General features: G+C 68.4%; 13 protein-coding genes. 6 read left to right on the plus strand and 7 right to left on the minus strand.

The features are described 5' to 3' along the window. Nucleotides 1-358 precede the first annotated feature (358 nt). From IQ216_RS08145 to IQ216_RS08155, 3 genes are all read right to left on the minus strand, one after another. On the minus strand, nt 359-652 hold the full coding sequence (locus tag IQ216_RS08145) for a 4a-hydroxytetrahydrobiopterin dehydratase (RefSeq protein ID WP_186696570.1): 294 nt from the start codon (nt 650-652) through the stop codon (nt 359-361). A 37-nt stretch (nt 653-689) separates the two neighbouring features. Continuing rightward, the gene (locus IQ216_RS08150; protein ID WP_193815089.1) at nt 690-1,046 is read right to left on the minus strand and encodes a hypothetical protein; all 357 of its coding nucleotides are present in this window, start codon (nt 1,044-1,046) and stop codon (nt 690-692) included. A 90-nt stretch (nt 1,047-1,136) separates the two neighbouring features. Next, entirely contained in the window at nt 1,137-1,589 is a 453-nt protein-coding gene (locus IQ216_RS08155; RefSeq protein WP_193815090.1) for a secondary thiamine-phosphate synthase enzyme YjbQ, read from the minus strand. A 50-nt stretch (nt 1,590-1,639) separates the two neighbouring features. Here IQ216_RS08155 and IQ216_RS08160 point away from each other — a divergent pair, with 50 nt between their 5' ends. Then, on the plus strand, nt 1,640-2,113 hold the full coding sequence (locus IQ216_RS08160) for a thiol-disulfide oxidoreductase DCC family protein (RefSeq protein WP_193815091.1): 474 nt from the start codon (nt 1,640-1,642) through the stop codon (nt 2,111-2,113). On the opposite strand, the gene IQ216_RS08165 is transcribed toward IQ216_RS08160, so the two are convergent. Continuing rightward, the gene (locus IQ216_RS08165) at nt 2,064-2,537 is read right to left on the minus strand and encodes a DUF2721 domain-containing protein (RefSeq protein WP_193815092.1); all 474 of its coding nucleotides are present in this window, start codon (nt 2,535-2,537) and stop codon (nt 2,064-2,066) included. The genes IQ216_RS08160 and IQ216_RS08165 overlap by 50 nt on opposite strands. Nucleotides 2,538-2,581: 44 nt before the next feature. On the opposite strand from IQ216_RS08165, the gene IQ216_RS08170 reads away from it, so the two are divergent. The 5 genes from IQ216_RS08170 to IQ216_RS14240 all read left to right on the plus strand — a co-directional run bounded on the left by IQ216_RS08170 (nt 2,582) and on the right by IQ216_RS14240 (nt 6,344). After that, on the plus strand, nt 2,582-2,989 hold the full coding sequence (locus IQ216_RS08170) for an OsmC family protein (RefSeq protein WP_193815093.1): 408 nt from the start codon (nt 2,582-2,584) through the stop codon (nt 2,987-2,989). A gap of 51 nt (nt 2,990-3,040) precedes the next feature. After that, nucleotides 3,041-4,579: a carboxypeptidase M32 gene (locus tag IQ216_RS08175; protein ID WP_193815094.1), complete on the plus strand. Its 1,539-nt coding sequence runs from the start codon at nt 3,041-3,043 to the stop codon at nt 4,577-4,579. A gap of 68 nt (nt 4,580-4,647) precedes the next feature. Further along, nucleotides 4,648-5,235, plus strand: coding sequence for an inorganic diphosphatase (locus IQ216_RS08180; RefSeq protein ID WP_193815095.1), 588 nt, complete (start codon nt 4,648-4,650; stop codon nt 5,233-5,235). 114 nt (nt 5,236-5,349) lie between these two features. Continuing rightward, complete coding sequence (locus IQ216_RS08185; RefSeq protein WP_228007286.1) at nt 5,350-5,967, plus strand: L,D-transpeptidase; 618 nt, start codon at nt 5,350-5,352, stop codon at nt 5,965-5,967. A 128-nt stretch (nt 5,968-6,095) separates the two neighbouring features. Further along, nucleotides 6,096-6,344 (plus strand): hypothetical protein, encoded by a 249-nt coding sequence (locus tag IQ216_RS14240; protein ID WP_228007287.1) that lies wholly within the window; start codon nt 6,096-6,098, stop codon nt 6,342-6,344. A gap of 74 nt (nt 6,345-6,418) precedes the next feature. Here the strand turns inward: IQ216_RS14240 and hemC are convergent, their stop codons facing one another. The 3 genes from hemC to rpoD all read right to left on the minus strand — a co-directional run bounded on the left by hemC (nt 6,419) and on the right by rpoD (nt 9,240). Then, the gene (gene hemC, locus IQ216_RS08195; protein ID WP_193815097.1) at nt 6,419-7,384 is read right to left on the minus strand and encodes a hydroxymethylbilane synthase; all 966 of its coding nucleotides are present in this window, start codon (nt 7,382-7,384) and stop codon (nt 6,419-6,421) included. 86 nt (nt 7,385-7,470) lie between these two features. Beyond that, nucleotides 7,471-7,866, minus strand: a complete 396-nt coding sequence (locus tag IQ216_RS08200; protein WP_193815098.1) for a DUF1824 family protein — start codon at nt 7,864-7,866, stop codon at nt 7,471-7,473. A 24-nt stretch (nt 7,867-7,890) separates the two neighbouring features. Beyond that, nucleotides 7,891-9,240, minus strand: coding sequence for an RNA polymerase sigma factor RpoD (rpoD, locus tag IQ216_RS08205; protein WP_228007289.1), 1,350 nt, complete (start codon nt 9,238-9,240; stop codon nt 7,891-7,893). Nucleotides 9,241-9,254: the final 14 nt, after the last annotated feature.

The following is a 9,254-nucleotide window of genomic DNA, read 5'->3' on the forward strand; positions in this document are numbered from 1 at the left end:
TGGGACGCCCGGCCCGCGACTTCGCCGACTACGCGAGGGACATCGCCGCGACGGGCGCGTGGAACCCTGAGGCCGTGGCGGCGTGACAGCGCTGTTCGCGCTGCTGCTGGTCGGCACCGGTGCCGCCTTCCTGGCGTAGCTGAGGATCCCGAGCTGCTTGACCACAAGGATGCGGAGGCCGGAGATCAGCAGGATCTGACTCTTCGTGCCACCACCCAGGTGTCGCGGGGAGTGCCCTCGGGCCAGTGGGAGTGATCGATGCTGACGCGTTTGCCGCAGACGTGACACAGACGGCGGCACTGGCCTTCACCACAGCAGAGCACCCCCCTTAAAACGGAACACCGTTTCGGGGAGCTGGTTACTGACCCCCCGCCAGCGCGTCAATGCGCTGGGCGAGCTGCAGGTCGAGGTTCGAGAGGCCGCCGGTGTCATGGGTGGTGAGATCCACCGTGACCCGGTTCCAGACGTTGCTCCACTCGGGGTGGTGACCCATGGACTCCGCCACCAGGGCCACCTGGGCCATGAAGCCGAAGGCGGCCACGAAGTCTGTGAAGCGGAATTCGCGGTGCAGCTTGCCGTTCACCAGGCTCCAGGCCGGCAGGGTGCTGGCGAGATCGGCAGTCTGCTGGGGGGTGAGGGGAATGGCGGCCACGGCTCAGTCACAGAACTGAGGCCATGTTGGCGCAGGCTCAGGCGCTGGGGCCGAACAGGATCGGACGCCGGGTGGGAACGGCGTCTTCGGCATTGCTCGAGTCGATGCGGCAGCTGATGCTTCGCTGGCCCTCCTCGCCGGAGCGCCAGACGTGCATCCCGGTGACGATCGAATCGGCGGGCCTCAGCATCTGGGCACGGTTGCAGGCGTCCACCTCAGAGATGGAGGAGGTGTAGGTCTCGCTGCCCCTCAGCGGTTGGGGGATCGGCTCGGCGACGGCCTCCGGGGCGGTGCTGGGCTCAGCCTCGGCCGGCTGGGCCCTGAGGGGAGCGCCGGCCAGGCCCCAGCAGCACAGCACGGACAGCAGGGAAGAGGACAGGAGGGAGCGGATCATGGACCGAAGCGGCGGCAGGCCTGGGTGGGCTTGGGGCAACGTAGGTCCAATGGCCGGCAGGACAACGCCAAACCTGGAACCCAGGCACCTTCAGGCCCCGATCAGATGCAGGCTCAGCCGCCGCCGCTGCCCGGCCCGTCTGTGCTCCCAGAGGTACACGGCCTGCCAGGTGCCGAGCAGCAGGCGTCCCTGCTGGAAGCTGAGGCTGAGGCTCGTGGCGGTGAGGGCCGTGCGGATGTGGGAGGGCATGTCGTCGGGCCCCTCGTCGTTGTGGCGGTAGGGCTGCCAACCGCTCTGGCCGGGCAGAGGGGCCACGCCCGCCTCCGGTGCCAGGGCGGCAAAGGCCGCCGTGAGGTCGTGCAGCACCCGGGGATCGGCGTTCTCATTGATGGTGAGCGAGGCACTCGTGTGCTGGCACACCAGGGTGGCGGTGCCCAGCAGCAGACCGCTGGCGGCGATCTCGCGGTTGAGGCTGCCGGTGAGGTCGGTGAAGCCGGCGCCGGCGGTGTCCACCTCAAGCACCTGCATCGACTGGCTCAGCATCGGGACCCGCAGCGCAATCTCCCTAGCATCGCGCCACTGCCACCAGCCCATTGCGAATCCTCTACGACGGCGGCTGTCCGCTCTGCCTGCGGGAGGTGCGGCTGCTGCGGGCCCGCGACCAGCAGCGCCACGGGGATCAGCCCGTGCTCGCCTTCATCGACATCGACGCCGCCGGCTACGACCCCAGCGCCCACGCGGGCATCACCTACCGCGACGCCATGGGCACCATCCATGGCATCAGTGGCGATGGAGAACTGCTCAGCGGTGTGGAAGTGTTCCGCCGCGCCTACGGCCTGGTGGGCCTCGGTTGGATCTATGCCCCCACCCGCTGGCCCCTGGTGCAGCCCCTGGTGGAGAGCCTCTACCGGCTCTGGGCCCGCTGGCGGCTGCGGCTCACCGGCCGCCCTGGCCTGGAGGAGCTCTGCCGGAACCGCTGTGCGGTCTCGAGCGTTGCGGAGCCGGCCCTCGGCGGCGTCAGAACCACCGCCGCAGCTGAGCCGCCGCCAGCTGCACCTCGCGCATGAACAGCAGCACCGCCACCATCAGGCAGAGCATGGCGGCCACGAACAGGGGCACCACCACCAGCGCCAGGTCGATGGCAGTGACGACACTCACAAACACGATCGCCACCACCAGCGCCACCAGCAGGATCGTCACGGTGCAGAGCTCGATCGCCTTGAGCACCAGGGTCATGCGCCGCTTCTGCAGCTGCAGCTCCTGCTTCGACTGCCTCGCCCTCGAGACAGTGGCATCGCCCATCTGCTCCTGCAGACGGCGGGAGCGATCGACAATGCGGGCCAACCGGTTGGTGAGCACCACCAGCAGACCGCCGATGCCGGCCAGCAGGAACACTGGCGCCACCGAGAGCTGGATGGCCCGTGCCAGGGTCTCGACCGTTGCCGTCTGCGCCGCCGACAGGAGTGGATCAGGTGCCAGCAGCAACGGCATCGCACGGCCACAGTGGGTGCCGTGAAGCTACCGGGCCAGGTGCCATGACCAGCATCAGCTGCCACTACAGCGGCTCCCTGGGCTGCAGCGCGGTGCATGGGCCCTCCGGCGCCACCCTCCACACGGATGCTCCCGCCGACAACCACGGCCAGGGCGGTGCCTTCTCCCCCACCGACCTGATCGCCACCTCCCTGGCCACCTGTCTGCTGACGATCATGGGCCTGGTGGCCGAACGCCATGGCTGGCGCATGGAGGGGGCCTCGGCCCGGGTGGAGAAGACCATGAGCCAGGAGCTGCCGCGCCGGATCGCTGCCCTGGAGGTGTGGCTGGTGCTGCCGGCCTCCCTGGAGGCCGGCGCGCGGGCCACCCTGCAGCGCGCCGCCGAAGGCTGCCCGGTCAAGGCCACCTTGAAGGGCGCCGTGCCGATCACCCTGCACTGGGATACGGCCTGAGCCACCTCACCCCGTCCAGCCGCCATGCTGAGCAGCTCCTCCCCCATCCCCATGAGCGCAACGGGCACGGCCCTGGCCCAGCTGCGGGCCTATCTGCACGAAACCCGCCTGCTCGGATCGATCAGCAGCGCCCTCTATTACGACCAGAACACGGTGATGCCCGCGGCCGGCGCGGCCTGGCGCGGCGAACAGCTGGCCCTGCTCGCCACCGAGCTGCACCGGCGCCAGGTGGCGGCGCCCTACGGCGAGCTGCTGCAGGCCGCCGAGGCTGAAGCCGCAGCCACAACCCCCGAGGCCGGCCAGGCCGCCGTGAGCCGCAACCTGGAGCTGCTGCGCCAGGACCTGGAGCGCCAGMGTTGCCTCGMCCCCSCCCWKGTGGCCGCCCTGGCGAAGGCCCGCTCGCGGGGCTATGCCCTCTGGCAGGAGGCCCGCGCCAAGCAGAACTTCGCCCTCTTCGCCCCGGCCCTGGAGGAGATGATCGGGCTGCGGCGGCATCAGGCAGGCCAGCTGGCCGCCGCCGAAGCAGCCGGCAGCAGCCCCTGGGAGATCCTGGCCCAGCCCTTCGAGCCGGACGTGCGCCAGGCCAGGCTGCAGGAGCTGTTCGTGCCGCTGCGCGAGCAGCTGCCCCGGCTGCTGGAGGCAGTGCGCAGCGCCCCTGGCCTGGCCAGCGAGGCGGTGGACATCCCAGAACCGGTGCAGGACAACCTCTGCGAGGCCCTGCTGCAGAGCTGGGGTTACGACCCCAGGCACTGCCAGCGCTCGCGCTCGCCCCACCCCTTCTCCTGCACCCTCGGCCCCGCCGACTTCCGCATCACCACCCGGGTGGTGCCCGGCCAGCCCCTCTCCGCCTTCCTGGCCACGGCCCATGAGTGGGGCCACTCGCTCTACGAGCAGGGCCTGCCCCGGGGGGATGACCACTACTTTCCCTGGCCCCTGGGGGAGGCCACCTCCATGGGGGTGCATGAATCGCAATCGCTGTTCTGGGAATGCCGCATCGCCAGGGGAGAATCCTTCGCCAGCCGCTGGCAACCGCGCTTCACGGCGGCCCTGGGCCGCGATCCCTGGGGCGGCAGCCGCGGCTTCTGGCGGGCCCTCAACCCCATGCAGCCGGGGATGATCCGGGTGGAGGCCGATGAGCTGAGCTATGGCCTCCATATCGTGCTGCGCTTCGAACTGGAGCTGGCCCTGCTGGAGGGGGACATGCCGGTGGCTGAGCTGCCATCCGCCTGGAACCGTCGCCACCAGGAGCTGCTGGGCCTCACTCCGGCCAACGACGCGGAGGGCTGTCTGCAGGATGTGCACTGGAGCGAGGGACTGTTCGGCTATTTCCCCTCCTATGCCCTTGGCCACCTGATCAGTGCCCAGCTGGCCGAGGCGATGGAGCGCGATCTCGGCGGCCCCGGCGCCATCGAGGATCACGTCGCCCGGGGTGAGGAGGGGGAGCTGCGGCAGTGGCTGGGGCAGAAGGTGTGGCCGCTGGGCCGTCAACTCAACGGCGAGCAGCTGGTGCAGCGGGTGAGCGGCAGGCCGCTGAGTGCCGGGCCCTTCCTGCGTTATCTGGAGCAGAAACTGGAGCGCCTCAGCGGCTGAGCCCCACCGCTGGAGTGGGGTGGCGCGGTGCCCTCCGTAGGATGCGCCACGCCGATCCACCTTGTTTCATGGCGAACATCGACCACGCTCCGAGCCGCACGATGCTCAACCTCCTGCACGTGCTGCCGGCCTTTGCCGATGAAGCCGAACTGCGCCTCAACGCCATCGTGGAGTTGAACTCCATGACCATCAACAAATACGAGCTGATCACCGAAACCGGCCATCTCAAGCTGGATCGCGTCGGCTATTCCTCCCTGGCCTATCCCTTTGCCTACGGCTGCATTCCCCGCACCTGGGATGAGGATGGTGATCCGCTCGACATCGAAATCGTGGGCGTCACCGAACCCCTGGTGCCGGGCTCCCTGGTGGAAGCACGCATCATCGGGGTGATGAAATTCGATGACGGCGGCGAAGTGGACGACAAGGTGATTGCCGTGCTCGCCGATGACAAGCGCATGGATCACATCACCAGCTTCACCCAACTGGGCGACCACTGGCTGAAGGAAACGCAGTACTACTGGGAGCGCTACAAAGACCTCAAGAAACCCGGCACCTGCAAGGTGAATGGCTTCTTCGAGGCAGCCGAGGCCGTGGCGATTGTCAAGGCCTGCGAGGCCCGCTATACCACCAGCATCGATCCCGGTCTGGTGAACTGAGGCCAGCCCGTCCTGCCGAGTTGAAACGCTGCCTGCCTGGCTTCAACCAGCAGCTCTGGCCACCGATTCTGACCATCCGTTCTGATCCCGCCGTCTCACCCGCAGCCTCAATCGATGTCCCACCAGCGCACCCCACGCCCCGTGCTCGCCGTCAGCGCTCTGCGGCCGGGGCTCGCCCTGGGAACGGGGCTTCTGCTTGCCGCCGGGACCCTGCTGCCGAGGACGGCCCTGGCGCTGCCCCCAGTTCCACCGGCTCCCGAGGTCGCTGCAGCGGAGGAAGCACCAACAGAGCAAGCAGCAACGGAGGAGGCACCTGCGGAGGCCGCGATTCAGCGGCAGATCGTGCTGGAACTGGGTCGACGCCAGATCAGCCTCAAGGAGAACGGCACCGTGGTGGGCAGCTGGCCGGTGGCCATCGGCGACCCCAGCACCCCGACCCCGGTCGGCAGCTTCACGGTGCAGAACAAGGTGGTCAACCCCCAGTACCAGAGCACCCGCAGCGGCAAGATCAATGCCACCGTGGGCCCCCAGGCTCCGCTGGGTGACCGCTGGATCGGCTTCAAGCAGAGCGGCCTCAACCAGTACGGCATCCATGGCACGCCCACGGCCTGGGCCTGGACCGTGACCTCGCGCGCCGCCGTGTCCAACGGCTGTGTGCGCATGCTCACACCCCATGTGCGCGAGCTGTTCGAGAAGGTGGAGATCGGCACGCCCGTGATCGTCAAACGCTGAATGGCCAGCCAGAACTGAGCGGCAAGCCGGGCAGCTCAGATCCGGAAGACTTCCTGGAGATGCCTGCGGTTCGGTCAGGAAACCGCGGCTTTCACCTGTAAGTTTTCATCTGCGTTTCCGGTTCGATGGTGCCTGCTTTCCGACCTCACCCCTCCACAGGACGGCAAGCCCCAGGCTCCGAGACCCTCATCTCGAACCGTCCAGCCGCTGATGAGCCCGGCCCCACCGTGGTGGCCGAGCCCAGCACCACCTTGAAATGGTCCAGTGACGGCGAACTCTCCGCCCTCGATCTGCATCGCATCATCGACCGGCTCGCCGATGCCGATCCGGTGGCCAGCAGCCTCACGGTGAGCCAGTTCGGCATGGAGTGCCGCTAGGCCCCAGAGGGGCTCTCAGTTGACCGCGTTCGCCCACCCAACTGGGGCGGCCGCGGGCCACGCCACGAGCAGCGTCAGGCCTCGGGGCGGACGGCGGCAAAGATCTCGGCCAGGATCTCCCCGGCGCCCTGGGCCTTGAGTTTGTGGGCCAGGGCCACTCCGATCGCCTCGGGGTCGTGCTGGGGGCCCTCGGCCTGATCGCGGATGAGCCGCAGGCCATCGAGGCTGGCCACCATGCCGGTGAGCTTGAGGCTGCCGCTGGCCTCGGGACCCGAGAAGCTGGTATTGACGCCGATCGGCACCTGACAGCCACCTTCGAGCTCCCGCAGGAAGGCCCGCTCGGCCAGGCAGCGGCGCGCGGTGGGGGTGTGCTCCAGCACCTTGATCTGATCCAGCACCGCCGTGTCGCCGTGGCGGCATTCGATGCCGAGGGCACCCTGCCCCACGGCGTGCAGCGAAATGGACGGGTCGATCAGCTCGTGAATGCGGCCACCCAGCCCCAGCCGGCCCAGGCCGGCGGCGGCCAGGATCAGACAGTCGAAGCCGCCGGCATCGAGCTTTTCCAGGCGGGTGATCACATTGCCCCGCACATCCTTGAAGGTGAGGTGCGGGAAGTGGTGGCGCAGCTGGGCCAGGCGGCGCAGGGAGCTGGTGCCCACCACGGCGCCTTCCGGCAGGGTGGCGAGGCTCTTGTCCTGGTGCTTCTCGTGCACCACCAGCGCATCGGCGGGGTCCTCCCGCTCGGTGATGCAGCCGAGCATCAACCCCTCGGGCAGGTGGGTGGGCAGATCCTTGAGGCTGTGGACGGCGATGTCGGCCTGGTCAACCAGCATCTGGGCCTCGAGTTCCTTGGTGAACAGGCCCTTGTCGCCGATCTTGGCCAGGGCCACATCGAGGATCTTGTCCCCCTGGGTGGCCATGGCCTCGATCGTGATCGTGAGGTCGTCATGGGCCCTGGCCAGCTCATCGCGCACCCAGTGGGTCTGCACCATGGCGAGCTGGCTGCGGCGGGAGGCAATGCGCAGGGTGGAGCCGGCCATCGAGAACCTTCGGTTGGCAGTCAGCCTGCCGAGTAACAGCCGTCCACCCTAGGCACTGGCCCGCCGTTCTCCCCGGGGAGATGGTCTCAGCCGAAACACTGCAACGGCAGCGGCCCCCAGGTGTCCTGGGCGGCGGGATCCACCAGGCTGTGGCCCGTGATCAGCACCCCCTCGCCCAGACCCTGCTCCAGACGCAGCTGGAAGCGGCCGTTGTTCTGATTGGCCTTGAGAAACACCTGGCCCTCCGGGCCCTCCAGGGCCGTGGCGCCTGGATCCAGCTCCAGCGTGGGCCAGCCACAGATCTGCTCCAGCCGGCGCAGGGTGGCCACAGCGGCTGCGGTCGTGGGGGCCATCACCCCCACCGTGAACCACTCGCAGAGGGCCATCTTCTGGAGCAGTTCCTCCAGGAGCGCAGCGGTGGCCTGCTCATCGAGGCGCGGGGCGGTGCGGAGGCCCCGCAGAGAAGCCAGGGTCTCGGCCATGCCGGTGGTGCAGCGGCTGGGAGGTTACTTGATGTACTCCTTGAGCACGCCGTTGCGGTTGGGGTGACGCAGCTTGCGCAGGGCCTTGGCTTCGATCTGACGGATCCGCTCGCGGGTGACATCGAAGATCTGGCCGATCTCCTCGAGGGTCTTCATGCGGCCGTCATCGAGGCCGTAGCGCAGCCGCAGCACATCGCGCTCGCGGGGGCTGAGGGTGGCCAGCACCCCTTCGAGATCTTCGCGCAGCAGGTTCTTGGCCACATCCTGCTCGGGGTTCTCGATGTCGGCCTCGATGAAGTCGCCCAGGCGGGAATCCTCCTCCTTGCCGATGGGGGTCTCCAGGGAGATCGGCAGCTGAGCGCTCTTGGCGATGAAGCGCAGCTTCTCGATTGTCATCTCCATCGACTCGGCGATCTCCTCCTCGGTGGGCTTGCGGCCGAACTCCTGGGAGAGGGTCTTGGTGGTTTTCTTGATGCGCGAGATCGTCTCGTAGAGATGCACCGGCAGGCGGATGGTGCGGCTCTGATCGGCGATGGCGCGGGTGATGGCCTGGCGGATCCACCAGGTGGCGTAGGTGGAGAACTTGTAGCCCTTCTCGTGGTCGAACTTCTCAGCCGCCCGGATCAGGCCGAGGCTGCCCTCCTGGATGAGGTCCTGAAAGCTCAGGCCCCGATTCATGTATTTCTTGGCGATCGACACCACCAGGCGCAGGTTCGACTGCACCATCTTTTCCTTGGCGCGGCGGCCGAGCATCAGCCGGCGCCGGAACTTGATCGGCGGCATCTCCACCAGCACGGCCCACTCCTTGTTGTCGGGGTGGTGGCCGTGGTCGGCCTCGAACTGGGCAGCCAGCTCCTCGAGGTGCAGCAGATCGGCGATCTTGCGGGCCAGCTCGATCTCCTCATCCGGCCGCAGCAGACGGATGCGGCCGATCTCCTGCAGATAGACGCGGATCGAATCCTCGGTGTAGACGCCCTTGGGGCCCACCTTGATGCTGGCCAGGGCCTTGGCGGCCTTGTCGTCCTTGGCGCTCACGGCATCCCCTTTGGCCAGGGCGGCGGCACCAGAGGTGGTCGCCTCGGCAGCGGGGCTGGCGGCGGCGGCCTTGGCGGCAGCTGCTTTGGAGGCAGCGGCCTTGGCAGGGGCGGCCTTGGCTGAGCTGGCCTTTGAGGAGGCGGCTTTGGCGGAAGCAGCCTTGGCGGAAGCGGCCTTGCCCGCAGCGGCCTTGGCAGAACCTGGCGGGGACTTGCGGGAGCGCGCCTTGGGGGTGGTCTTCACCTTGCCCGCCGCGTCCTCGCTAGCCCGGGCGGCATCAGTGGCAAGCGGGTCCTGGGTCTTCGGCCGCACCGTGTCGCCCTTCGCCGTCGCCACCATCACGACCTCAGGGG

The sequence above is a fragment of the Cyanobium sp. LEGE 06143 genome (genome assembly GCF_015207535.1).
In the GTDB taxonomy this organism is placed as follows: domain Bacteria; phylum Cyanobacteriota; class Cyanobacteriia; order PCC-6307; family Cyanobiaceae; genus NIES-981.

Coding starts and splice junctions, on each gene's coding strand:
- IQ216_RS08200 (WP_193815098.1), bottom strand. CDS start 7,866: ATGGCCGAGACCCTGGCTTCTCTGCGGGGCCTCCGCACCGCCCCGCGC.
- IQ216_RS08185 (WP_228007286.1), top strand. CDS start 5,350: ATGTCCCACCAGCGCACCCCACGCCCCGTGCTCGCCGTCAGCGCTCTG.
- hemC (WP_193815097.1), bottom strand. CDS start 7,384: ATGGCCGGCTCCACCCTGCGCATTGCCTCCCGCCGCAGCCAGCTCGCC.
- IQ216_RS08180 (WP_193815095.1), top strand. CDS start 4,648: ATGGCGAACATCGACCACGCTCCGAGCCGCACGATGCTCAACCTCCTG.
- rpoD (WP_228007289.1), bottom strand. CDS start 9,240: ATGGTGGCGACGGCGAAGGGCGACACGGTGCGGCCGAAGACCCAGGAC.
- IQ216_RS08170 (WP_193815093.1), top strand. CDS start 2,582: ATGACCAGCATCAGCTGCCACTACAGCGGCTCCCTGGGCTGCAGCGCG.
- IQ216_RS08165 (WP_193815092.1), bottom strand. CDS start 2,537: ATGCCGTTGCTGCTGGCACCTGATCCACTCCTGTCGGCGGCGCAGACG.
- IQ216_RS08150 (WP_193815089.1), bottom strand. CDS start 1,046: ATGATCCGCTCCCTCCTGTCCTCTTCCCTGCTGTCCGTGCTGTGCTGC.
- IQ216_RS08155 (WP_193815090.1), bottom strand. CDS start 1,589: ATGCTGAGCCAGTCGATGCAGGTGCTTGAGGTGGACACCGCCGGCGCC.